The organism is Streptosporangium sp. NPDC004631, from assembly GCF_053601935.1.
The window spans coordinates 27,430-51,714 of record NZ_JBSGCR010000017.1; the positions used below are offsets into that span (position 1 = coordinate 27,430).

The following is a 24,285-nucleotide window of genomic DNA, read 5'->3' on the forward strand; positions in this document are numbered from 1 at the left end:
AGCATAATTCTCCGAAATCACCAGAGGCATGGAATGCGATGATTTCTAGCGGTAAAAAACGGGCTTCGACCGCCGTTTCCGGAAAACGTGGCCGATGTTGGGCCGTCACCACGGGCGAACTGCACCGCTTTCACTGATGAGTCACCGCCGACGCCCTGAGTCCTAGGAGGCGGCAAGAGGATGGCGAGTGCCGTGCCCGGTGTCGACACCGGGCACGGCACTCGCCGTACCCTCCCGTTTGGACGGCAGGAAAGATGATCATGTATCCGGTCTCCGGAACGCGAGACGGCATGATCCAGGACCTGGGTACGCGCGGGAGCTTTCGTCCACCCTCATCGACAAGTGGCGTCAGATCCACTCGTCACCGACAGAGCCGGAACAGGCCGTCACTCGGCAGAGGCAGTCAGATCACGGCCACGCGCAGCCCCGCCTCACCTTCCGGCGACGGCACATACCCAACTACCTCGGTCATCGTCGCTCCCTTCTCAAGCTTCTCAAGCCGTCCGCGCGCGCATCGATTCCACGAGGCGCCGGACCAGTGGCCAGAGCAGTACCAGCACGATGACGGCGTAGATCATGTAGGAGAGCGCTCCCCCCAGCAGGCCGGACAGGTCGCCGCCCGACAGCTGCAGCGAGCGCCGGCCCTGTAGTTCGGCGCGCGGGCCGAGGATGACGCCGACGATGAGGGGCAGCACCGGCAGCCCGAACCGGCGCATCCCGAATCCGAGTAGTCCCAGGAGCAGCAGCAGAAGCAGGTCGAAAGGTTGCGCGTTGACCGCGTAGGCGCCCATCGAGGCGAAGAACAGGATCCCCGCGTACAGATAGGGGCGGGGAATCCGCAGGAGTTTCGCCCACGCCGGCGCGAGCGGCAGGTTCAGAACGAGCAGCAGCAGGTTGCCGACGAACAGGCTGGCGATCAGTGTCCAGACCAGGTCGGGCTCGCGTTCGAACAGCAGCGGGCCAGGCTGGATGCCGTACGACTCGAATGCGGCGAGCATCACCGCGGCGACCGCGTTCGTCGGCAGCCCGATGGCCAGCATCGGCACCAGGGTGCCGGCCGCGGACGCGTTGTTCGCCGCCTCGGGCCCGGCCACCCCCTCGATCGCCCCCCTGCCGAACTGCTCGGGGTACCTGGTCATCCTCTTCTCCGCCATGTACGACAGGAAGGTGGGGATCTCGGCGCCCCCCGCCGGCAGCGCCCCGAACGGAAAGCCCAGCGCGGTACCGCGGAGCCACGGCTTCCAGGACCTCCTCCAGTCCTCCCGCCCCATCCACGGCCGGCCGACGGGGATCACTCCCCCCGCCGTGCGCCGCAGGTGCGCGGCGACCCAGAGCGCCTCGCCGACGGCGAAGATCCCGACGGCCACCACGACCACGTCGACGCCGTCGGCCAGCTGCGGGACGCCGAGCGTGAGCCGCTGCTGCCCGGTCACCGCGTCGATGCCGATCACGCCGATCACCAGGCCGAGCAGCAGCGAGGCGAAACCCCGGACGCGGGAGGTGCCCAGCACCGCGGTGACCGCGATGAAGGCCAGCATCATGATCGCGAAGTAGTCCGGCGCCCCCAGGCTGATCGCGAACGTCACCACCAGCGGCGTCACCAGCACCAGCAGCAGGGTGCCGATCGTGCCCGCGACGAACGAGCCGATCGCCGCGGTCGCCAGCGCCTGTGCCGCCCTACCGGCCTTGGCCATCTTGTTGCCCTCGATCGCCGTGACGACCGAGGACGACTCGCCGGGCGTGTTCAGCAGGATCGAGGTGGTCGACCCGCCGTACATGCCGCCGTAGTAGATGCCGGCGAACATGATGAAGGCCCGCGTCGGCTCCATCCCGTACGTCACCGGCAGCAGCAGGGCCACCGTCATCGCCGGGCCGATGCCGGGCAGCACGCCGACCGCGGTGCCGACGACGACGCCGATCAGCGCCACCAGCAGGTTGAGGGGGGTCACCACGTGGGCGAACCCCTCCAGCAGATGGGTGAGGTTGTCCATCACAGAATTCCCTGCAGCACACCCGCCGGCAGGTTGACACCCAGCCCGACGGCGAACCCGTAGAAGGTGGCCAGCGACAGCGTCACCGCTATCGCCAGGTCGCGCACGTAGTGCCGGCTGCCCAGGGCGAAGGCCGACCCCCAGAACAGCAGGGCTCCGCTGATCACCCAGCCGAGCCGGTCGATCAGCACGGCGTTGACGGCGAAGGCGCCGATGAGCAGCAGCACCGTGCGCCAGTCGATCCGCGTCGACAGGTCGATGTCCTCCCCCGCCTCCGGCTCACCCCGGCCGCCCCGGGCGACGTCGACCGCGTAGACCGGCGCGACCACCAGGAGCAGGACCCCCAGGATCATCGGCACCGGACGCGGCCCGATCGGGTCGTTACCGCCGACCAGATGCGCGATCTGGCCGGCGTCGAGGATCACCAGGACGCCCAGCAGGGAGAGGAACGCGCACAGGCCGTACTGCGCGCGGTCCGGCCCCAGGGAATCCCGCACGGCCGCGTCGAGTTCTTCGGAGGCCTGCACGCTCATGCCAGCCCGAGCCGCGTCAGGATGTCGGCGACGACCTTGTCCTGCTCGGCCAGATATGCCGTGAACTCGTCGCCGGTGAGGAAGGCGTCACTCCAGCCGCGCTTGGCCAGCTCGGCCTTCCACAGGTCGGAGTCGTGCATCTTCGTCAGCGCCTCGATCCAGGTCTTCCGGTCGGCTTCGCTGATCCCGGGCGGCGCGACGATCCCGCGCCAGTTGGTGAAGAGGAGGTCGATGCCCGCGGACTTCAGCGTCGGGACGTCCCCGAGCACGTCGACGGGCTCCGCGCTGGTCACCGCGAGCACCCGCACCTGACCGGCCTCGACCTGGTCGAGGAACTCCCCGTAGCCGCTGGCGCCAAAAGTGATCTTGCCGCCGAGGATCGCCGGCAGCAGCTCACCACCACCGTCGTAGGAGATGAAGTTGACCTGTTCCGGGTTGATGCCGACCGCCTTGGCCAGCTGCATCGGCAACAGGTGGTCCGGTCCGCCCCGCGATGAGCCACCGCCGACGGTGATCTTCCTCGGGTCCCTCCTCCACGCGGCGACAAGATCGTTGATCGTCCTGTACGGCGAGTTCTTCGGCACGACGATCGCACCGGCCTCCTCGATCAACCTGGCGATGGGGGTGGTCTGCTTCAGTGTCGCCCTCGACCTGGAGGTGTACGAGGCGCCCACGACGCCCAGCCCCATCTGCATGGCGAGCCGGCCGTTGCCCTTCTCGTTCACCATGCGCTGCAGGCCGACCGTGCCGCCCGCCCCCGGCAGGTTGAACACCTGAACACCAGACGCGATCTTGGCGTCGTCCATCACCTTGGCGACGGTCCTGGCGGTGGTGTCGTACCCGCCGCCGGGCGTGTTGGGCACCATGATGCGCAGTCCGGGGACGGGTTTGCCGTCCGCGTTCCCGCCGCCTCCCTCTTTCTGCGCGGTGACCCCGCAGGCACCAACGGCGAACATCGACATGGCGGCCAGCGCGCCGAACAGCGCGGTGATCGGGGTTCTCACAATTGGTCTCTTTCGCTATACGGGAGTCCGGCGCCATGATTGTGACGACCTGGCCGACACCCCGTCTGCCTTGTGTGACCAGCGAAGATTGAGTTCATTGTGGTCGTAACGTTCCACCGTCACACCCTGGCGGGCGAGCTGCTGACGCTGCAGCTCGCCATCGTCGTGGTCGTGCTGGTCGCCGTCGGCGCGCTCTCACTCACGCAGTCGGCGGCGGAATTCGATCAGGTGGAGGGGCGCCGGGTGACGGCCCTGGCCGAGCAGATGGCCGGCAACCCCCTGGTCCGCAGCCAGCTCGGCCGATCGGCGTCCGGGGAGACCATCGCCCCGCTGGTGCAGACGACGCTGACCCAGTCCGGCGTCACCTCCGTGACGGTCGCGAACGTCAACCAGAAGATCGTCAGCTCCACGAACCCCACCCTGGTCGGGACACGGCTGCCCCTGGGCGACCCGGGCGTCGCCGTCGGCCGCGGCTGGTCGGGGGAGCTGATGGTGGACAACTCCCGCGAGCTGGTGGCCCAGGTCCCGGTGCTGGGGGCCTTCCGGCACAACCTCGGCCGCCAGCTCGGCACGGTGATGATCGGTAATGCCTCGCCGACCCTCTGGCAGCGGCTGGTCGGCGCCTCGTCGTACCTGCTCACCTACCTCGGCATCGCCAGCGCCCTCGGGGTGTTCGGATCGTGGCTGCTGGCCCGGCGGATCAAACGTCAGACCCTCGGCCTGGAACCGCGCGAGATCGCCGGCCTCGCCGAGCACCGCGAGGCGATGCTGTACGGAATCGCCGAGGGGGTGATCGCGCTCGACCTGCAGCTGCGGCTCACCCTGGTGAACGCGGTCGGCCGCAGACTGCTCGACCTGCCCGAGCACTGCATCGGGATGAGCCTGACCGATCTGCGGATCGAGGGCCGGCTGTACGACGTGCTGGCCGGGGTCGACGGCGACGCGGTGGAGGCTCACGACGAGATCGTGGTACGCCGTGGCCGGGTGCTGGTGATGAACCGGATGAACGTCACCAAGGACGGGCGCCGGCTCGGCTCGGTGGCAACGCTGCGGGACCGCACCGAGCTCGCCCAGCTGGAACGCGAACTCGGTTCGTTCCGCAGCTCCACCGAGTTGCTCCGCGCGCAGGCGCACGACTTCGCCAACCAGTTGCACATCATCTCCGGCCTGATCCAGGTCGGGGAACACGACGAGGTGGTCCACTACATCCGTGCGCTGAGACAGCACCGCGAATCACTCGACCTGGCTCTGACCAGCCAGGTCCGCGACACGGCCGTCGCCGCGCTACTGATGGCGAAATCCTCCCTGGCGGCCGAGCGCAAGGTTCAGCTGAGAGTCTCGCAGCGCACAGCGCTCAACCGGCTGGACCCGATGGACTCGGCGGACGTGGCGACGGTGATCGGCAACCTGGTGGACAACGCGGTCGACGCCGCCGCGGCCGACACCGACGGGAACGGCGCCTGGGTGGAGGTCGAGCTACGGCAGGACGCCGCCAGCGTGGAGATCGTGGTCCGCGACTCGGGGCCCGGGGTGGCCCCCGAACTCGCCCACGAGGTGTTCTCCCGGGGCTTCACCACCAAGGCCGCCCAGGAGGGCGGGCGCGGCATCGGACTGGCCCTCACCCAGCTGGTCTGCAGGCGCCGCGGCGGAGAGGTCGGGGTCACCAACACCCCCGACGGCGCCATGTTCACCGCTCGGATGTCCGTGAGGCACCTGACCGACGAGATGACGGAGGGAACCCGTTGATCGACGTACTGGTCGTTGACGACGACTTCATGGTCGCACGGATCAACCACGGGTTCGTCGAACGGATCAGGGGCTTCCACGTCGTCGGGACGGCGCACACCGGTGAGCAGGCGATCTCGGCCGTCACGGAACTCCGTCCCGACCTGGTCCTGCTCGACCTGTACCTGCCCGACGTCTTCGGCCTGAAGGTCATCACCCGGCTGCGGGCCGCGGGCCACGACTGCGACATCCTGGTGATCAGCGCCGCCCGGGAGGTCGAGGCGGTCCGCGGCGCGGCCCGGCACGGGGTGGTCGACTACCTCCTCAAGCCGTTCGACTTCGACGATCTGCGGATCCGGCTCGAACGGTACGCCGCCCATCACGGTGGTCCGCGCGCGGCGACGGTCAGCGGTCAGGCCGACGTGGACCGGGTGCTCACCAGAGCCCCCTCGCGGGTGCCCGCAGCCGCACTGCCCAAGGGCATGAGCGCGGAGACCGCGGAACTGGTCGAACGCGCGCTGCGCGCCACCGACGGGACGCTGTCCGCCGCCGAGTGCGCGGCCCGGGTCGGCATCTCCCGGGTCAGCGCGCGCCGCTACCTCGAACACCTCTACGCCGTCGGCCGCGCGAAGGTGTCCCTGCGGTACGGCACGACCGGCAGACCCGAACGCCGCTACCGCTGGTTCACCTGACATCCGCGGCCCCACGGGGTGTCCCCCGCTCAGGGGTGGCGCGCGGGCGACCGGTATTCGGGTGGAGGACGGGAAACACCGTCGGCGGCCGGTCCGGGCGGACCGGTCCGGTCTTCGGCGACGCCGGAGTACGGGATCAGGCCCGCACGGCCGACGGCGCGGCCCGCGTCGGGCCGGGGGCGGGGGAGCCACCACACGGCCCAGACCGTTTTGCCGACCTTGCCCACGGCGGGGACGACGCCCCACTGGTCGGCGAGCGTTTCGACGATGGCGAGCCCCCGGCCGTGAACGGCGTCCTGGCCGAGGTCGAGCCGGTGGGGCCGTCCGGGGCCGTGGTCGGTCACCCGCACGCAGACCCTCTCGGGCATGCCCCACAGTGACAGCCGGATCGGTGGCTCGCCGTACACCACGGCGTTCGCCACCAGTTCGCCGACGACCAGCACCGCGTCATCGGTGAGATCGGGCGGCAGGCCCCAGGCGGTGAAAGTGTCGCGCACCGTTCCGCGAGCCCCGTGGGCGGTCGCCGGGTCGCGGGACAGTTCCCGGCACACGGTCCGTAGGCCGTCCGGGGTGCTTGCGCTCATCGAGACTCCTCGTCGGTGACGGTGAGGTACGGCGGGTGGCTGCGGACGGGGCGGCGGTGGCACGGCCGGTTCGGCGTCGCGGATCAGCGCGCGCAACTCCTCGGCGGTACGCGCCTCGATGATCAGGGACTCCGCGACCCGCATGGTGGCGATGGCGTAGAACCGGCGTCCGCCCAGGCCGTACAGCACCGTCCAGCCCGTCTCCGTCTGATCCAGCAGGGCGGCGAGCTCCCGCTGGTCGAGGTCCCATTCCCGGCGGGCCACCCGCACCTCGGGCGTTCCCCGCCGGTGCCGCCCCCTCACGCGACCCTCCGGGGGCGCCGCTCACGCGGGTACGGCTCCCACAACCGCGCCTGAAACCGCGCGCGGGTCGGCCGTTCGTAGTCGTGTCGCGGCCGGTGGGGAAGACACCGATCGTCGTGGGCGTACGGCGAGTGGCCACACCACCGGCAGCCCAGCGGCGCAGGCGGCCGGTCGGCGTCGAAGCGCATCCGGACGACCCGGACCGCTCTTGTAAAGTTGACCATGGGATCGGACCTCCAGAGTCCGGTTCAAGAGGCCGTCCGGTGTTCGCTGCACCGTGGCGGCCTCTGCTATTGGTCTAGATCTGACGGCGGCCAGAGCAACTGCTTCTCCTGCCGACCCGGCATCGAGAGTCGATCAGCATCTGACTCACAGCCCCACGCAAATCACATTTTTAGTCATTAATCATCACCAATAATTCCAATTGCTGAATGTGCGATAAATATGGACATATTTACGCAGGACTGGGGGCAAGCGCATACTGCCACCACAATGGGCACACGCTCGCAGCTTGAGCCCACTAGCATGCTGGCATAGCGATACGGAAATCACAATGCGCAAATAAACATGCACTGAATTGTCTGGTTTGATCCGCAGAATCATGACCGACGATTCCTGGAGGAGAGTTCGGCATGGCAGGCAACAGTCCCACGATCAAGCGGCGCAGGCTCTCTCAGACGCTCCGGCAACTCCGTAAGGAAGCAGGTCTCTCGGTGACCGAGGCCGGCAGGCGACTGGAGTGGGACCCGTCAAAGGTGTCGAGGATGGAGCGCAACGAGTGGAAACTCCCCAGCGTCCACGACATTCGCCTACTGCTCGACCTGTACGGCGTCACCGACGAGAGCCGCCAGGAGGCGATGATCACCCTTGCCAGGGAGGCACGTCAGCGCGGCTGGTGGGAGAAGTATCAGGATGTCTTCCGGAGCAGCCTGCCCGACTTCGAGTCGGGTGCCGACATTATCCGCACATGGCAGATCGCCCTTATCCCAGGGCTGCTCCAGACAGAGGAATACGCCAAAGCGGTGTGGCGTGCCGGTCGGGTTCTGGACGAGAAACTCATCGAGCGCCACGCGCAGGCAAGGCTCGCGCGCCAGGAGATCCTCACTCGGGAGAACCCGCCGACTCTGCTGGCGCTCATCGACGAGACCGCCTTGCGGAAGTTGATCGGCGGAGCAGAGGTGATGCGGGAGCAGGTTCGGCACCTCATCGAGATGACCGCCAAGCCGAACATCACCATCCGGGTGGTTCCCGACTCCGCCGGAGCACACGCTGCACTGGAGGGGTCATTCGTCATTCTGGAGTTCCCCGACGATCCAAGCCTCATCTACACGGTGACCGTGACAGAGAGTCTCTGGCTTGAGCAACCAGCGGACTACCAGCGATATAGCCTTATTTTCGACCATGTGATGACATTGGCTCTATCGCCAGATGAATCGGTTCGGCACATGGCGACACTCGCGGAGCACCTCAACGGATAGGCGAAAGACAGTGGATCAAAGCACCCCGAATCTCGCCTGGTACAAGAGCACCCGCAGCGGGGCCAACAACGACGACTGTGTCGAGGTGGCGAATCTGCCCGGCGGCGGGCGGGCCGTACGGGATAGCAAGGACCCGAACGGACCCACGCTGAGCTTCACCGCCGACGAATGGCGAACGTTCGTCAACGCCCTTAAATCCGGACAGGCCGGATGAGATCCGGAGTTCACCTGGGGGTGGGGATCGACTCGATGAGGGTGACGAGGCCGGGTTCGTCGAGGAGGTTGACCGGGCGGACCGTCTCGTTGAGACGGACGTAGTGGAAGGCGGCACTCACCCCAGCCAGAAGGCGGCGAGTGACCACGTCTGGGCACCGCTTGTGGAGCCGTCGTGTGGTGCGAGCTCGGTTGGCGCGATGTATCCCTGACCGGGCTCCAGTCGGATGCGCAGGCACCGCAGGGAGTGCCCGTCTTGAAGCGCTCCCCACGGCTAAAGCCGGGGGATTCCAGCCAGCTCGGGCTCCGCCGTGGCGTGGCCCGGTGCTGCTGTTGCTTGGCGGTTCGCCTTCCGGCCCACACGGGTGCGTGGTTTGCGCGCCCCAACCCGCGTGGCCGGTCTGGCCGCCGCGTGTTCCGCCCTTCCGGCGGTGAGGATGTTCTTGGCGGCGTTCACGTCGGCATGCTCGGTGTGCCCACAGGAGGCGCAACGGAAGAGGGCTTGGATCTCGCGGCTCTTCTCATCCACCTTCCCGCAGCTTGGCACCGAGCACCTCTGAGACGTGTACGCCGGGTTGACGGTGATCACAGCGCTGCCCGTGTACCGGGCCTTGCCACGGGTGGCGGTCTCGATCCGATACCAGCCCTTGTCCAAGATGGCCTTGTTCAGCCCGGACTTGGCAGCGGCCCCGTTGGGCAGATGGCCGCCCGGCCGGCCGGGGTCGGGCTTCGGCGCGACCGACGCGGTCATGTTCTTCGTTTTCAGCGCCTCGAACACGATCAGGTCGAACCGGGTCGCGAGGGTGTTCGCGGTCTTGGCCGCGAAGTCCTCCCGGCGGCGGCGGACCCTCCCGGCCAGGTCGGCGACGCGCCCGGCCGCCACCTTGCGCCGCGCCGAACCCTTCTCCGTCCCGGCCAGCCGTCGTTGGAGCTTCGCGGCGTGCCCGACCTCCCGTCCGGTGGCGAACATCCGGTGATGGAAGATCCCGTCGGAACGGGTGACGACCTTGACCACGCCCCGGTCGATCCCCACGCCCGTGCCGGGGATGGCGTGCCTCTCGGGAGTGGTCACACCGTCTTCGACCAGGAAGGAAACGAACCAGTGCCTCCCGTCGCGGCTGAGCGTGGCCGACCGGATGACCCCACCAAGCGGGCGGGTGATCCGGAACCGGACCCAGCCGAGCTTCGGCAGTTTCGCCCGCGCCCACCGCCGGTTGAGCCGCTCCACGGCGATCTTTCCCCCTTCGGGGAAACGGAAGCTCGGCGGGTTCTTGACCTTCGACTTCCAGCGCACCTTCCACGTGCCGTGGGCGCGGCACGCCCGATCCAGATCCATCAGCGTCTGCTGGAGGCAGTGACCGGGAACCTCGGAAAGCCACGGAAAGCCGGCCTTGGCGTCGGCGAGTTGCCGGGCCTGCTCCACGTAGTCGATCCACGCGCCGCGCTGCCGGTAGGCGCGGCGCTGCTCCAGGCCGGTGTTCCACACCGACCGGCACGCCCCGCCGATCCGCTCCGCGAAGTCGGCTTGCTCGGGGGTGAAGGCGAGGCGGTAACGGCGTCCGGTCAGCATCAGTGCCGCCTACACGTTCTTCTGGTTCTCGACATACCGCTCGACCACGTCCAAAGGTGCTTCACCGACCGTGGCGACGAAGTAGGAGTTCGTCCACAGCGTGGGCAGCCGGGACCTCAGCGACGGGAACTCCTGGCGCAGCACACGGGAGGTACGGCCCTTGACGGCCTTGACCAGCTTGTGGACCCCGTACCGGGGGGTCCACCTCGACCAGGAGGTGAACCGGGTCGGGCATGACCTCCAGTTCCACCGGCCACGCCCCCTTCTCTGAGATCACCTCACGGATCAGCTCTTTGAGTCGCTCTTCGATCCGCCCGTCCAGAACGCGACGCCGGTACTTGGGGCACCACACGACGTAAAACGCGCACCGGAAGACGGTATCGCTGTTGGTACGGAGCGTCACCGACACACTGATCAGTATGCATCCGTAAGACATCTACCGAATGAGTTTTCGATGGGATTCGGCATCCCGAAAAAGATGCGGGTCAAAGCACGCTCAGGCGCCGGCACGCCTTCCCGCGCCGGCCTTACCTCCATGGCTGAAGCCAGGGATCCGCGCCCAGCATCCCCGATCGACGTATTGACGCACGTCGTCGGTGTGCGAGCAGTGCTGTTCCTGGTCCCGGAACAGTTCGATCGTCATGCTGAGCGGCGTATCGGCGTCGGGCCGGAGTCGTTTGGCCTCTCCTCGCTGAGGGCTGCCCAGTTCCCCTGGGGGACGACGGCCGCGCTGTCGTCGTAGCCCGACGTGTCGCCCGCCTGCCTGACATCCCCGATGTCGATACGTCCCTGGATGTCGCCAAACCGGTCGAACAGCAGCCGTACGCCCATGTCTCCGCCTCCTGTGCGGCAGTTGTCGAAGTCCTAACCGAAGCTGATCTCCAGCTCGGCCGCGAACGCCTCGGCGAGGCCCTGGAGCTGCGGCCGATCAACGATGATCTTCTTGAGCGCGCTCACTCCGCGAAGGCCGGACAGGTCATTGCCGCGCAGGTCGCAGCCACGATAGGTGCCGCCGTCAAACTCCGTCAGGTGCAGGTCGCACTCGTCGAACGCCACGTCGCTCAGGTCGGCTGCGGAGAACCTCGCCTCACGCAGGGAGCAGGACGAGAAGATGACTGCCCCGATGGCGCGCACGCGGGTGAAGGCGGCGAGGTCGAGCCTGCACCGCTCGAAGACCACATCGTCGAGGGTGATCCCCTCCCACGCAGCGCCGAGCAACTTGCAGTCGGTGAACGTAACCCGGGAGAGCTTGCTGTCCTCCCAGCGGAGGCCGGACAGGTCACAGCCGGAGAACTCCACCGAGTGCAGACGCAGCTCCTCCAAGCGGGCCCACTGGGTGGTGAGGCCGATGATGCGCCCGTCCATGAGCTGGGTTCCCGACAAGGGCAGCTCGCGCAGCCTGGCGTCGGCGTATCGGAAATCGCGCAGCTTGCCGTGCTCGCCTTCCAGCGAATCGACCTCTTCCAGGTCCGCGTCGTCCAGGTCGGGCAGCGTAACGCTCGTCTGGCGTACGGTGCGTGTTTCCATCGTCTTGCCTTCCAGGGTGGAGGTGTTTAGTCCCGTCATGGGCGCGATGACCCTGCGCCCACGACGGTCATCTGCTATTTCTTCTTGCTCCAGTTGTCCCAGCTCGGCTTGTTGTCGAACCTGACTGCTCGAATCGCAGCGGGGTTCTCAAGGGTGCTGGTAGTGATCAGCTCGTTGATCACCTTCGCATCCGTGGTGATCAGGTAATCCAGAATTCGCATTCGGCTTCGCAGCGTCGCAGACCGGCCGTGAACTCGCGGACGTAGCGCAGCCGGGCCTGGCCGGAGCGGCTCGTCTCAATCACTACGCCCGTCGGCACTGGGAGGTGGAAAACCGTGAACACTATGTTCGTGACGTCACTTTCGGCGAGGACACCGGCCAGGTCCGTACCGGGCAACTCCCGCATTTCATGGCCGCTATCCACAACCTCGTGATCGGCACGTTCCGCAAGAAAGGCCACGTCAACATGGCCCGAGCCCGCCGTCAACATGGTTATGCGTCACATCGCCTGCTCACCCTGTTCACTCTATGAAATCAGCCCTCAACGGACTGAATCATCAATGCGCCGGGGCTCTGCCCGCTCCACTGGGCGCACGAGATCACCTCATTGACATTAAATATCTTCCATGCTGCAATGATTGCGTCACATCCGAAGGGACTCTCCACTCGATCCCGCTCAACCGCACAAGAAGGCTAATAATGCAATCTACGAAATGGTCAATCATTGCTGCTTCATTCATAGTGACAGCGCTGGGGGCCACGTCTCCAACTATCGCCAATGCCGACACTCCTCCACCCGTCAGCAACAACCAGTCTGACACTTCACCGACTCTTCCAGGCGAGCCCGAGGTCACGGCAGAACCTGGTTCAGCCTTCTCCGGGGTAGATACAGAAGCAGCCGAAAACAAGGTGGCTGCAGACGTTGTTGGCTGCTACGTCAGGGCAGAGGCCCCGTTCACCCTCGTATACAACAAGCCGCCGATCAGAGCCGAAGGCTACATACCGTCATGCACACCCACAAAGCCCGATGACTGCCGCACAGAAACCGATCTTGAACTAAACATAAACGGGACCTGGACAGTCATCGCGAACGGCCCCGTGAAGTGGGGGTGCAATATAGGTAGTGGCTCGAAGTCCAGCACCTCTTACAACTGCAGCCACGCCAACGGTCCTCACCACTACCGTACTCGAACCTACCTCATAGCTAAATATAAAGGTGTATGGGCATCCGAAGCCGCTGTCGCCACAAGCGGGCAAAACAGCTGGTGGTGCCAGTAAACCCCAAACCCCTTAGAGGTATATGCACTTCAATCCCAAGATTGAACCACTGGCAGAGAAAAGCTGTACTAGAAACACACAAACCGCAAGCGTTATGTCACATAGCGCTTGCGGGTATCACTTCAGGAAGCCTTGCTATTCAGCTGAGAGGGAACTCCTCACCAGACGCACACAGGGAACCAGTCGCCTACGCTTCACCTCATGGTACTGAACAAAAGATACGGCCACAAGAAGGCGCCACAAAAGATCGACACTATCTTCTCGATTAATTTTTGTCGCAGTGACATCAAAATTCTGACCGTAAATCTCAACGGTAATAACATTATTCGACCCGGCGCCAAGCAGCTCGGTGGCCCACTCTGGGGAGTTTCCGGCTTCACAATTCCCAAGAAGAACGAAGTCGTTACCGTCGGCCAGATAGGGCAAGAGCAAAGTGCTGTGCTCCGACGCCTGGGGCCCGCTGATCATAATAGACAAACCAGGCATTCCGCCAAACCGATACAGCACCACATGCCCTTTAGAAATTCGGAACACTAGCCAGTTGACGCCACCTACAAGATGAATCAATGCCGCCTTGAGCATGTCTCTCACGACTTACCTCTTAGCTACAAACTAGTAGTTGCCCCATACGGTTCAGCTCAGATGCTCCTGATGATATCTACCTTGCAGCGGCCAGGAGAGCATTGAGCGGGAAAGCGGTACCAGCATCCCCGCCTACGGGATGGGGCCGATCTCCACACTGGAGTCCAGGGTCGTCAGCAAGTGCAGCTCGCGAATGAGGATCGACAGCCGCAGTCAGCACGGCGAAGCACCGGGGCTGGACACGAACGGTGCCGGGCTTCTCGCGCGCACGCGCATAGCAGGACTTCGTTAGTTCGAGATTTTTTGGCATCGTTTGCGCATGGCTGGCAATCCCTGGTGAAACGGGCAGCCGACAACCTGGCTTAGAGCGCGAATCAAAGAAGGAGCCACGGGATGGACCCTGACCTCTCCCATCTGAAATGGCACAAGAGCACCTACAGCAGCCAGAATGGCAACTGTGTCGAGGTGGCGAACCTGCCCGGCGGCGGGCGGGCCGTACGGGACAGCAAGGATCCGAACGGACCCACGCTGAGCTTCACCGCCGACGAATGGCGAACGTTCGTCAACGCCCTTAAATCCGGACAGGCCGGGTGAGATCCGGGGCTCACCTGGGGGTGGGGATCGACTCGATGAGGGTGACGAGGCCGGGTTCGTCGAGGAGGTTGACCGGGCGGACCGTCTCGTTGAGACGGACGTAGTGGAAGGCGGCGCTCACCCGGGTCAGGGGGACGGCCGCCAGCCGCGACCAGGCCAGGCGGTAGGCGGCGAGCTGGACGGAGGCCGCGGCCTCCGTCTTGCCGGTGGGACGCCGGCCGGTCTTCCAGTCGACGACCTCGTAGCGACCGTCCGGGGTCTGGAACACCGCGTCCATCCGGCCCCTGACCAGACGGTCGGCGATCATCATCTCGAACGGGACCTCGACGTCCAGCGGTTCCCGCTCCGCCCACTCACTCTCCTCGAACCGGGCGCGCAGCTCGTCGAGCCGGGCCGCGGTCTCCTCGACGTCGTCGGACGCGCCGGGCAGGTCGAGTTCGTCGATCAGCCGCTGCTGGCCCCACCGGGACTCCAGCCAACTGTGGAACGAGGTGCCCCGGCGGGCCAGCGGGGTGGGTTCCCTGGGCACGGGACGGCGGATCTGGCGGGCCAGGGCCTTGGGGTCGGCGGCCAGGGTGACGAGGGAGGACACGGTCAGGTGGGTGGGCAGCCGCACCTGGCCGCCACCGCGCCGCCGGTTCAGCTCCCGTTCCCTGAGCAGCAGCTCGGTGTCGCGCTCCCACGCCTTCGCCCGCTCCCTGTCCCACCCCCGCAGCTCCGCGAGCGCCCCGGCCCGCTCGCTCTCCGGCTCCGCCCCCGCTTCCGGCTCACCGCCGGACCCGCGCTCGGAGTCGGCCGGGACCGCCTGCCGGGCAGGGGTGAACGATCCCTCACCCTTCGAAGCCCGGGGAAGGGGGGCATCCTCGTCCCCGGGGAAGGGGGGCATCCTCGTCCCCGGGAAGGGAGCGCCCTCGTCCCCGGGAGAGGGAACGTCCTCGTCGGGAAAGGGAGCGTCCTCGTCCCCTGGGAAGGGGATGTCCTCGTCCCCGGGAAAGGGGACGTCCTCATGCTCCGGGAGGGAGGTGGCTGAGCCCTTCCGGGAGGAGACGAGAGAGCTCTCGGGAAGGGGGGCGGGCAGGGGGGAGACCGGTGGAAGGGAGACGGGTGGAAGGGAGACGGGTGGAGGAGGGGAGGCCGTGGTTGTGGCGAGGGTCGCCAGGGCGGATTCAACCATGGTGGCGCCGTCGAGGACGGCCTCGTAGCGCAGCCCCCCGGGGGTGACGGGCCAGACGGACTCGGCGGGTTCCGCCAGAAGGGGGTTGGCGGCGCCGTCCTCGGCGTCGGCGGCCCAGACAGCCACCCGGCCGCAGGTCTCGCTGATCTCCAGCAGGAAGTCTGAGGGGTCCAGGGGCTTGGACGCGCTGCCCCAGCGGTAGCCGGAGGCGATCAGCAGGTAGTGGGCGCGGGTGACCGCGACGTAGGCCAGGCGGCGCTCCTCCATCAGGTCGCGTTCGCGGCAGCGTTCGTCGAACTCGGCCAGCTCATCCTTGGACAGCCCGCCCAGCCGGGGCAGGTCGGAGGCGTCGCCGCGGAGCGGGTAGGGCAGTTTGCGTGGGTTCTCCGTCCATTTCGGGCTGGCGACCGGGCGTGCCGGGAACATGGTGCCGACGGTCAGCGCCCCGGACTTGGACACCGCCTGCGACATGCCGGGCACCACGACGACCGGCCACTCCAGGCCCTTGGCCGCGTGGACGGTCATCAGTTTGACGCTGTTGCTCTCCCCCACCCGTCCAGCGTCCAGACCGTTCTCCTCGGAGTCGGCCGCCTTCAGGAACGCCAGGAACGCACCCAGCGTCGGGTCCTCGGAGTCACCCGCGAACCGGGTGGCGGCGTCCAGGAAGGCGTCCAGGTCGGCGCGCGCGGCGAACACGCCGACCGCCGCGCCCCTGGCCGCCACCTCGATGTCCAGCCCGAGCCTGCGCTCGATCTCGATGATCAGGTCGGGGAGCGGCTGGCCGCTGCGGGCCCGCAGGGAGCGCAGTTCCTGGGCCATGGCGACCAGCCGTACCCGGGCCAGGGGTGAGAACAGGTCCTGCCACTCGGGGCGGTCGGGCAGCTCATCGAGGGCGTCGACCAGGCTGCCGCGCTCCTCGGCCATGTCCACCACGACCTGGTCGAGAGGGTCGGCGACCCCGGCCGGGGCGCCCCGGGCCTCGCGGTTCAGCTCCCGGGCCCGCTCGCCCAGCTCCTTCAGGTCGGCCGGGCCGATCCGCCACCGGGGGCCGGACAGCAGCCGGACCAGGGCGTCCCCGGCCGTCGGATCGTAGATCACCCGCAACGTGGCGACGATGTCGGAGACCTCGGGCACGGTCAGCAGGCCGCCCAGGCCGACGACCTCGACCGGGATGTCCCGTGCCTCCAGCGCCCGGCGCAGCGCGGGGAACTGCGACCGTTTCCGGGCCAGGACGGCCACGTCGTGGGGCTGGAGGCACTGCGGGCCGCCCCACACGCTCTGCTTGGCCTTCCTGCGCTCGCCGTCGCCCCAGGGCATGCCGTCGGGCGCGCTCTCGGTCCCCAGCAGCCTGCCGATCCCGTCGGCGATCCACGCCGCCTCGTCGTCGGCGGTCTCGTGGAAGGCGCACACCACCCGGCCGCGCTCGACGCGGTTGCCGCCCGGCACCAGCACCGGCACCTCCCTGGCCTCCATCCGCAGCGGGATCTGCACCCGGGCCGCGACGTCCAGTACGGCGTCGCCGTTGCGGAAGCTGACCGACAGGCGGCGGACCGGGGCGAGCTCCCCCGAGGCGGTTCTGAAGTCGCGGGGGAAGCGGGTGAGGTTGCCCGACGAGGCGCCGCGCCAGCCGTAGATGGACTGGCAGGGATCGCCCACCGCGGTCACCGGGTGACCGCCGCCGAACAGGGAGCGGAGCAGGACGAGCTGGGCATGGCTGGTGTCCTGGTACTCGTCGAGCAGGACGACGGCGAACCGGCCCCGTTCGATCTCGCCGACCTGGGGGTGCCTGGCGGCGATCCGGGCGGCCAGCGCCATCTGGTCGCCGTGGTCGACGACCTCGCGGCTCCGCTTGAGCCGTCCGTACGCCTCGACCAGGGGCAGCAACTGCTCCCTGGCCCGCTGCGCGGCCAGGGGTCTGTGCTGGGCGAGGGTGGGCGAGCCGGGGAGCTCACTGTACCGCTCGGTGAGCCAGGTGCCGATCTCCCGCACGTCCCCCGGGGTGCGCAGGTGCTCCGACAGCTCTCCGGCCAGTTCGAGCACGGCCCGGGTGACGGTGGCCGGCCCCCACTCGATCTGCTCCATCGGCCCGTCGTAGCCGCTGACCACCCGCGTGGCGAGCTGCCAGGAGACCGCCTGGGTGACCAGGCGCATGGTGGGTTCCAGGGCCTCCCGCAGGGCGTGGTCGGTGACCAGCCGGGCCGCGTAGGCGTGGTAGGTGGAGATGGCCGGCTCGCCCTCCAGCAGGTCGGCGGGGACCTGCTCGGCCGCGACCAGGCCGTTGAGGCGCTCGCGGACCCGGATGGCGAGCTCCCCGGCGGCCTTCCTGGTGAAGGTCAGGCCGAGCACCTGCTCGGGGCGGACCAGGCCGTTGGCGACCAGCCAGACGACCCGCCCGGCCATGGTCTCGCTCTTGCCCGATCCGGCTCCGGCGACCACGACCATGGGTTCGAGCCCGGCCTCGATCACCTCGGCCTGTTCGGGGGTGGGGGGGAGGATGCCCAGCTTGGCGGCGAGCTGGATGGGGTTCAGCACGGCGCCCCGCCCCGACCGGCGGTACGGCCCGGCACGGGACACCCCTCCGGCCGGTGGTCCGGCTCCCTACGGCCGGTGGCACGGCTCAGCACACCTGATCTCCGTTCTTGCTGACCGGGCAGCTCGCCCGCACGGCGCAGGTACGGCATCCGTCGTTGACCTTGGCCTGGAAGAACGGCCCGGACATGCCGAGCGCCACGGTGTCCACCATGTCACGGGCCCAGCCGGGGTCGGGGTCCTCCGACAGGGGACGCTGGGTCTGCTCCCTGGCGTTCTTCTTGCCCGCCGCGTCGCCCACCTGGACCAGGGCCGCGCCGCCGGGCTCGGTCATGCCGTGCCGCTGGAAGGCGCCCAGCAGCGCGGCGAGCTGGTAGACCCCGAGCTGGGGGTGACGGTCGAGCTCGGCCTCCTTCGGGCCGTTCTTCCCGGTCTTGATGTCGATGATCACGGCTCGCCCCTCGCCGTCGCGCTCGACCCGGTCCACCCGTCCCTTGATCTGCACGCCCTCGGAGACGGTGGCGGTGAACGCCTCCTCCAGACCGATCAGCTCCCGGGGGTTCTCCTGGTGCCAGCGGACGAACTTGGAGATCATCTCCTCGGCGACCTTGCGCTGCTTGCGGTTGTACCAGGCGCCGCCGAAGTCGAGCTCGTGCCAGACGTCGTCCAGGCGTTTGCCGAGGGTCTCCTCGGTGGGCATGCCGGTCGCGGCCAGCACGGCCAGCGCGTGGATGACCGTACCCAGGCCCCGGGCCGCGTCGGTGCCGCCCGCGCCCACGGAGGTCTCCAGCAACCAGCGCAGGCCACACTTGGTGAAGCTCTCCACAGCGGACGGCGAGACACGCACGGTGTCGTCGGGCCAGCTCAGCGCGCGGTCGTCGGAGATCGGCGTGAGGGCGTACCAGTCGCCCGGGTGGGCGCCGGACACCCCGGCCGCTGCGAGCCTGGCCAGATGGTCGGCCGCGGCCCTGCGGAGCGGGTCCGGCCGGGTCGGGTCGCAGACCGCCGAACGCAGGTCCGCCACCAGGGCCGGCATGCTCAGCCAGCGGGAGCGCTCGTCGACGCCCGCCTCCCCCGTCTCGCCGGGCACCAGCTCGGTGAGGAAGCGCGATGGCCGCTCCTCGGTGTCCTCACCGCCCACGGCGGTGACGACGAGCACGCTCCTGGCCCTGGTCGCCGCCACGTAGAACAGGCGGCGCTCCTCGGCCAGCAGCTGGGAGGCCAGCGCCGCGGAGACCGCGGCCGGGTTCTCGTGCTGGGAGCCCGCCGCCCTGGCGACCATGTCGTCGGTGCTCAGGATGGATCCGCGCAGCCGCAGGTCCGGCCACACCCCCTCCTGAACCCCGGCGACGACCACGACGTCCCACTCCAGGCCCTTGGCGCGGTGCGCGGTCATGACGCGCACCGAGTCGCCGTCGGGGGCGCGCTCGGCTAGGGAGTCTCCGGGGATCTCCTGGGCGACCAGGTCCTCCACGAACACGTCGACGCCCGCGTGCGGCAGCCGGTCCACGAACCTGGCCGCGTGGTCGAACAGCGACACCACCGCGTCGAGGTCGCGGTCGGCCATGGTGCCCCTGAACCCGCCCGCGACGCTCGTCTCCGTCCACCTCTCGGCCAGCCCTGTGGCGTTCCAGACGCCCCAGAGCACATCCTCCGCGGTGCCGCCCCGCCGTACGACGTCGGCCGCGCCGGAGATGAGCCGGGCGAGCCGTTCGGCGGGGAGCGCCACGTGCGGCTCCACCCGGACCAGCTCACGGGCGTCCTTCAGCGCCGCAACCAGCAGCTCACCCGACGGGCGCGGCCCGGAGAGCTCGCGCTCGGCGGCACGGTCCACCGGGTCGCGCTCATCGAGGCCGGCCATGGCCTCGTGCTCGGCGATGCGCAGGGCCCTGCGCAGGCGGCGCACGCCGATCATGTCGGTGCCGCCGAGCGCCCCGGTCAGCAGTTCCTCGGCCATCGCCTCGTCCAGGGTCTCCGGATGGAGCGCGACCTGGATCAGCCTGATCAGCGGTCGTACCCCCGGCTCCTGGAAGAGCGGCAGCTCTCCGGCGCCGACCACGACCGGCACCCCCGCCGTCACCAGGGCACGGCGCAGCAGCGGCATCTGACGGGAGGCCGACCGCACCAGCACCGCCATCCGCGACCAGGGGACGCCTCCGAGCAGGTGCGCCCGGCGCAGCGTGTCGGCGACGAGCGCCGCCTCCTGGACGGCCCCGTCGGCCACCAGGATCCGGACCTCGCCGGGGTCGGCGTCCGGGAGCGCCCTCAGCTCCCGGTGCGCGGCGCCCCCGGGGGGCGCGGGAAGCCGGGCGGTGACGCGCCGGGACGCCTTCAGGAGCTCGGCGCCGCTGCGGCGGCAGACGCGCAGGGCCACGACGGGGGCCTTCTCGCCGTCAGCCCGCCGGAACCTGTCGGGAAACTCCATGATCCCGCGCACCTCGGCGCCGCGGAAGCCGTAGATCGACTGATCGGGGTCGCCGACCACGACGAGGTCGCGCCCGTCACCGGCCAGCGAGGAGAGCAGGAGTTCCTGCGCGGGGTCGGTGTCCTGGTACTCGTCGACGAGGACGGCGTCGTAGGCGGACCGTTCGCGCTGCCGTACCTCGGGGTCGGCGAGCAGTGCGGCGGCGGCGCGGATCAGCTCCGAGTAGTCGAGCACCGGCTCCAGGTCCAGGTCGAACCTGGCCTGGTAGCGGTCGGCGAACCGCCCGGCGGCCACCCAGTCGGCACGGCCGTGGCGGCGGCCCAGCCCGGCCAGGTCCTCGCCGTCGAGGCCGCGCTCGGCGGCGCGGGCCAGGAAGTCGCGGAGCTCCTGGGCGAAGCCGCGGGTCTTGAGGGCCTCGCGCATGTTCTCCGGCCACCGTGGCGCCCCGTCCTCCAGCTCGCCGTGGAGCAGGCGGCGGATCTCCAGAAGCTGTTCGGGGGCGGTCAGCACGCGGGGCGGCGACTTGCCGGCGAGGACGGCCTCGCGGCGCAGCAGCGCGTAGGCGTAGCTGTGGAAGGTGAGCGCGAGGGGGGTGCGGGTGGTACGGCGCATCCGGCCGGTGACGCGCTCGCGCAGCTCCTCGGCCGCCTTGCGGCTGAAGGTGAGGACGAGCACCCGCTCGGGGTCCAGCCCCCGGCGCTCGACCCGGTCCACCACGGTCTCCACGATCGTGGTGGTCTTGCCGGTGCCCGGCCCGGCAAGGACGAGCAACGGGCCGCTCTCGTGGGCCACCACCGCCCGTTGATGCTCGTCAAGCGCGGGGGCAACAGCCCTCCCCGCACCCTCGTGACGCACCAACCGCCAACCCTGACCACTCACAACTCGTCATTCCACCAGATCCCGGGCGATGATCGTGCCGAGTCGGCCCGCGCGGCACGGCGGGACACCGCTCCGACCGGCCGGACGACCGGTGTCCCGGCGTGGTTCCGGCGTGGTTTCGGGCGCCTGCGGCGCAGGTGGTTCAGGGGGTGGGCCCACGGGGGGGGCAGAGGACGGGCGCACCGGGGGTTCAGGGGATGGGCGCGCACGGGGCTCCGGGGGTAGGCGCACGGGGATCCGGAAGGCGGGCGCGCACGGTCCGGAGGAGGGGCGGGTGGGTCTCAGGAGACGAAGACGTGGTCGACCAGCCTGGCCGCCGCCTTGCCGTCGTCGCGGGGCGCGTAGGCGCGCCGGAACCGTGCGTACCGTTCGGCGTGGGCCGCGGCCACCTCGTCGATCGTCCGGAGCGCCTCGATGACCTCGGCGCCCGTGGTCAGCAGCGGGCCGGGGGCCTCGGCGGCCAGATCGAGGTAGAGGCCGCGCTTGGCCGAGTAACGCTGCAGGTCGTGGGTGAGGAAGAGGATGGGGCGGCCGGTCGCGACGAAGTCGAACATGACGGAGGAGTAGTCCGTGATCAGCACGTCGGCGACCAGCAACAGATCCGTTACATCCGGATAAGTCGTGACATCGTGGCCGAGGCCCTCGGGGACGGCGGGGGCCGCCTGCATCGAGTGCGCCCTGACCAGAAACTCGTGGCCGGGGCCGAGCACCCGCCGCGCCTCGGCCAGGTCCAGCCGGAGCGAGGCGTTCTTGCGGTCGTAGTCGCGGAAGGTCGGCGCGTAGAGGACCAGCCTGACGCCGTCGGCGACTCCGAGTCTTCGGCGCACCCGCGCGGCCAGCTCCTCCCGGTCGGGGGCCGACAGCGTGTCGTTACGCGGGTAGCCGCACTCCAGGACCGCGCCCTGGTAGCCGAACGCCTTACGCAGGACGGGGGTCGCCCACGGGCTCTGCGAGATCAGCAGGTCCCAGCCCCGCACCTCGGCGGCCTGCCGGTGCCAGGCCGCCGGCCGGGGGTCGCGGGACATGTGCGGCAGGTCGTTGCCCAGGCGCTTGAGCGGGCTGCCGTGCCAGGTCTGCACGACCGTCTGGTCCTCGCGGGACCGGAACCACGGCGGCAGGAAACCGTTGGTGACCACGTGCCGCGAGCGGGCGAGCGCCGCGTAGTGCTCACGGCTGCCCGCCCGGACCACGGTGGGCCGGATGTCCGAGCCGGTCCCCAGCTCCGCCGACCCCGGCGGCGTGAACGCGCCGTCCTTGACCACCCAGACGTGCTCGCGGTCGTCGCCGCGGCGCATCCGCTCCTCGTAGACGGCTCGGACGTTGCCCTCGTACTGCCTGCCGTCGTAGGCGACGTACACGGTCGCGTCGTTGAGCTCGCGGGTCCGCTCGGCCGGGTAGAACGAGCGCTGCAGGGTGTACAGGCCCCCGGCGCCCTTCTCGTCGTCGGGGCGGTCCTCGGCGACGGTGAGCACCGGGACGTCGAACCGGGTGGAGACCAGGCGGTACTCCCGGCCGTCACGGACCCTCGGGTCCTCGTCCAGCGCGCCGAGAACGGCGTGGTCCATCCGGAACGGCACGACCTCCCCCGCCGGGTCGCGGGCCGCCATGCTCCAGGTGCCGCCGCCCAGCGGCACGGCCTCCCCGAAGCGGGGCATGGCCGAGGGCGTGAACCGTACCGAGAAACGGCCGGCGTCCCGCTCCAGGGCCACGGTGTGGACCAGGCCGCCGCGCTGCCGGAGCACCAGCTCGGCCGGCCCCGAGCCCGGATAGGAGCCTTCGAGGGTGAGCGTGCCGTCGTCGCCCCAGGTCACCACCGAGACGACCGGGCGGATCGGGTGCGCGGAGACGATCACGCGGTCGCGCCGGTCGCCCAGCACGGTGATCTCCCTGTCACCGACGACCCAGCGGCTCTCCTCGGCCCGGCCGAGCATGACGGGCGCCGCCGGATCGCCCTTGGGCTCGACCCAGAGCCTGCCGCCGTCGCGTTCCTGCAGCAGCGCGGGCACGGCGAGCGGCACGACGACCCGGGTACCCCCCTCGACCGGGGTGAAGTCGGCGGACATCCGGTGACCGTCCAGCCGCGCGTGGCCCCTGCCCTCCCCCTTGCCCGGCAGGAAGACCTCCACCTCCATCCGGTCGCCGTCGAGCCGGACCCCGGTCAGCTCGGCCCTGGTGGGCTGCAGCGCGATCTGCAGGGCACGGTCGGACGTCCAGACCGGGCGCATCCACCAGCCCCGGCCCAGATCCCGCCCCGCGGGGCGCTCGGTGCGCCCGATGGAGGGGCCGCGGAGCAGGCCGGCGGCGCGCGCGCCCCGGCTCCATATCTCGATCTCGACCCGCCAGGTGGTGGTGTCACGGACGGTGGCCCGGCGGCGGAGCAGCCGCCTGGCACCGCGCACGACCGCCCGGACGCCGGCGCGCCAGCGGAGCGGCCACGGGTGCAGCTCGGCGACGAAGCCGGACCAGTCGTAGTTGCAGCCGGGCTCCTGGGCGCCGTGGGTGGCCTCGGGGTGGAGGACGCGGCGGGTGCGCGGCCGTATCGGGGGCAGCCAGCGGGGGCCGCGCAGCACCACGCCGGCCCGGTTGAACCGGCGGCCGCGGACCGAGAGCCCGGCCAGGTAGGCGTGGCCGGTGATCCGCAGCCGCCCGCCGGACCAGGAGATCTCCTCCACCTGCGTCACCGGGATCAGGTCGGCGGCGCGGAGCCGGAACATGGCCTCCGGCAGCTCGTCCCTGAGTGGCAGGTCGGCGTACCAGCGCAGGCGCCTGCGGGTCCGCTTGAACGGCTCCGCGGCGGCGGCGGTGATCCCGCTCAGCGCGTCACCGTCGGCGAGGTCGTCCACCTGCCGCCGCTCGACCAGGTGGAAGGCGATCCTGCGGGCGACCGGCAGGTCCCGCTTGACCCGCGCGTCCACCCCGGCGAGGTAGGGCTTGAAGAGGGTGACGAACTCCCGGCGGCGGGCGGGCCCGCGCTTGACCGCCAGGTCCAGCCGGGAGCCGAGCGGACCGGCCAGCGCGCGGGCGTCGAAACGGCGCCGCTCCGCGGGGGTCAGCCCCCCGGCCAGCACCGCCGTGACGATCGATTGAAGTGGCTCTCCCCGGTCGCAGAGGTCCTGAACAGCTCGGATACGGTCGTTGACGGGATCACCGCCGGCTCGCGCGGGTGTGGCGCCGGTGGCCATGGGGAAGGCACCGCCTTTCGGA

General features: G+C 69.3%; 19 protein-coding genes and 1 pseudogene. 6 read left to right on the forward strand and 14 right to left on the reverse strand.

The features are described from left to right. Window positions 1-494 precede the first annotated feature (494 nt). Genes ACWEF2_RS18625 through ACWEF2_RS18635 form a run of 3 tightly spaced genes read right to left on the reverse strand, consistent with a single transcriptional unit; the run spans window position 495 to window position 3,528 of the window. Complete coding sequence (locus ACWEF2_RS18625; protein WP_453816714.1) at window positions 495-1,991, reverse strand: tripartite tricarboxylate transporter permease; 1,497 nt, start codon at window positions 1,989-1,991, stop codon at window positions 495-497. Next, the gene (locus tag ACWEF2_RS18630; RefSeq protein ID WP_453816716.1) at window positions 1,991-2,524 is read right to left on the reverse strand and encodes a tripartite tricarboxylate transporter TctB family protein; all 534 of its coding nucleotides are present in this window, start codon (window positions 2,522-2,524) and stop codon (window positions 1,991-1,993) included. Before ACWEF2_RS18630 ends, ACWEF2_RS18625 begins: the two co-directional genes overlap by 1 nt. After that, window positions 2,521-3,528 (reverse strand): Bug family tripartite tricarboxylate transporter substrate binding protein, encoded by a 1,008-nt coding sequence (locus tag ACWEF2_RS18635; protein ID WP_453816718.1) that lies wholly within the window; start codon window positions 3,526-3,528, stop codon window positions 2,521-2,523. Before ACWEF2_RS18635 ends, ACWEF2_RS18630 begins: the two co-directional genes overlap by 4 nt. A gap of 99 nt (window positions 3,529-3,627) precedes the next feature. Here ACWEF2_RS18635 and ACWEF2_RS18640 point away from each other — a divergent pair, with 99 nt between their 5' ends. Together ACWEF2_RS18640 and ACWEF2_RS18645 are read left to right on the forward strand one after the other, a co-directional pair. Beyond that, on the forward strand, window positions 3,628-5,274 hold the full coding sequence (locus ACWEF2_RS18640; RefSeq protein WP_453816720.1) for an ATP-binding protein: 1,647 nt from the start codon (window positions 3,628-3,630) through the stop codon (window positions 5,272-5,274). Further along, window positions 5,271-5,945, forward strand: a complete 675-nt coding sequence (locus ACWEF2_RS18645) for a response regulator (protein ID WP_453816722.1) — start codon at window positions 5,271-5,273, stop codon at window positions 5,943-5,945. The genes ACWEF2_RS18640 and ACWEF2_RS18645 overlap by 4 nt, the downstream gene beginning before the upstream one ends. 29 nt (window positions 5,946-5,974) lie before the next feature. Here the strand turns inward: ACWEF2_RS18645 and ACWEF2_RS18650 are convergent, their stop codons facing one another. Further along, window positions 5,975-6,832: an ATP-binding protein gene (locus ACWEF2_RS18650; RefSeq protein WP_453816724.1), complete on the reverse strand. Its 858-nt coding sequence runs from the start codon at window positions 6,830-6,832 to the stop codon at window positions 5,975-5,977. A 632-nt stretch (window positions 6,833-7,464) separates the two neighbouring features. Between ACWEF2_RS18650 and ACWEF2_RS18655 the strand changes: the two genes are divergently transcribed. After that, on the forward strand, window positions 7,465-8,310 hold the full coding sequence (locus ACWEF2_RS18655) for a helix-turn-helix domain-containing protein (RefSeq protein WP_453816726.1): 846 nt from the start codon (window positions 7,465-7,467) through the stop codon (window positions 8,308-8,310). A gap of 10 nt (window positions 8,311-8,320) precedes the next feature. Then, window positions 8,321-8,524, forward strand: coding sequence for a DUF397 domain-containing protein (locus tag ACWEF2_RS18660; protein ID WP_453816728.1), 204 nt, complete (start codon window positions 8,321-8,323; stop codon window positions 8,522-8,524). Window positions 8,525-8,534: 10 nt separating this feature from the next. Here the strand turns inward: ACWEF2_RS18660 and ACWEF2_RS18665 are convergent, their stop codons facing one another. The 6 genes and pseudogenes from ACWEF2_RS18665 to ACWEF2_RS18690 all read right to left on the reverse strand — a co-directional run bounded on the left by ACWEF2_RS18665 (window position 8,535) and on the right by ACWEF2_RS18690 (window position 12,110). After that, a complete protein-coding gene (locus tag ACWEF2_RS18665; protein WP_453816875.1) occupies window positions 8,535-8,672 on the reverse strand; it encodes a hypothetical protein in 138 nt (45 codons plus the stop codon). A 125-nt stretch (window positions 8,673-8,797) separates the two neighbouring features. Then, on the reverse strand, window positions 8,798-10,093 hold the full coding sequence (locus ACWEF2_RS18670; protein WP_453816730.1) for an RNA-guided endonuclease InsQ/TnpB family protein: 1,296 nt from the start codon (window positions 10,091-10,093) through the stop codon (window positions 8,798-8,800). A 9-nt stretch (window positions 10,094-10,102) separates the two neighbouring features. Next, window positions 10,103-10,502, reverse strand: a pseudogene (gene tnpA / locus ACWEF2_RS18675) (IS200/IS605 family transposase). A gap of 230 nt (window positions 10,503-10,732) precedes the next feature. Beyond that, entirely contained in the window at window positions 10,733-10,924 is a 192-nt protein-coding gene (locus tag ACWEF2_RS18680) for a hypothetical protein (RefSeq protein WP_453816732.1), read from the reverse strand. A 33-nt stretch (window positions 10,925-10,957) separates the two neighbouring features. Then, a complete protein-coding gene (locus tag ACWEF2_RS18685; protein WP_453816734.1) occupies window positions 10,958-11,659 on the reverse strand; it encodes a pentapeptide repeat-containing protein in 702 nt (233 codons plus the stop codon). A gap of 160 nt (window positions 11,660-11,819) precedes the next feature. After that, the gene (locus tag ACWEF2_RS18690) at window positions 11,820-12,110 is read right to left on the reverse strand and encodes a hypothetical protein (RefSeq protein ID WP_453816736.1); all 291 of its coding nucleotides are present in this window, start codon (window positions 12,108-12,110) and stop codon (window positions 11,820-11,822) included. 209 nt (window positions 12,111-12,319) lie between these two features. On the opposite strand from ACWEF2_RS18690, the gene ACWEF2_RS18695 reads away from it, so the two are divergent. Then, window positions 12,320-12,898 (forward strand): hypothetical protein, encoded by a 579-nt coding sequence (locus ACWEF2_RS18695; protein WP_453816738.1) that lies wholly within the window; start codon window positions 12,320-12,322, stop codon window positions 12,896-12,898. Between the two features lie 135 nt (window positions 12,899-13,033). Here the strand turns inward: ACWEF2_RS18695 and ACWEF2_RS18700 are convergent, their stop codons facing one another. Next, the gene (locus ACWEF2_RS18700) at window positions 13,034-13,489 is read right to left on the reverse strand and encodes a hypothetical protein (protein ID WP_453816739.1); all 456 of its coding nucleotides are present in this window, start codon (window positions 13,487-13,489) and stop codon (window positions 13,034-13,036) included. A gap of 384 nt (window positions 13,490-13,873) precedes the next feature. Here ACWEF2_RS18700 and ACWEF2_RS18705 point away from each other — a divergent pair, with 384 nt between their 5' ends. After that, on the forward strand, window positions 13,874-14,074 hold the full coding sequence (locus ACWEF2_RS18705; RefSeq protein ID WP_453816741.1) for a DUF397 domain-containing protein: 201 nt from the start codon (window positions 13,874-13,876) through the stop codon (window positions 14,072-14,074). Between the two features lie 10 nt (window positions 14,075-14,084). Here the strand turns inward: ACWEF2_RS18705 and ACWEF2_RS18710 are convergent, their stop codons facing one another. The 3 genes from ACWEF2_RS18710 to ACWEF2_RS18720 all read right to left on the reverse strand — a co-directional run bounded on the left by ACWEF2_RS18710 (window position 14,085) and on the right by ACWEF2_RS18720 (window position 24,263). Then, a complete protein-coding gene (locus ACWEF2_RS18710) occupies window positions 14,085-17,780 on the reverse strand; it encodes a UvrD-helicase domain-containing protein (RefSeq protein WP_453816743.1) in 3,696 nt (1,231 codons plus the stop codon). An 85-nt stretch (window positions 17,781-17,865) separates the two neighbouring features. After that, the gene (locus ACWEF2_RS18715) at window positions 17,866-21,057 is read right to left on the reverse strand and encodes an ATP-dependent helicase (protein WP_453816744.1); all 3,192 of its coding nucleotides are present in this window, start codon (window positions 21,055-21,057) and stop codon (window positions 17,866-17,868) included. 305 nt (window positions 21,058-21,362) lie between these two features. Continuing rightward, window positions 21,363-24,263: a CDP-glycerol glycerophosphotransferase family protein gene (locus ACWEF2_RS18720; RefSeq protein ID WP_453816746.1), complete on the reverse strand. Its 2,901-nt coding sequence runs from the start codon at window positions 24,261-24,263 to the stop codon at window positions 21,363-21,365. Window positions 24,264-24,285 lie beyond the last annotated feature (22 nt).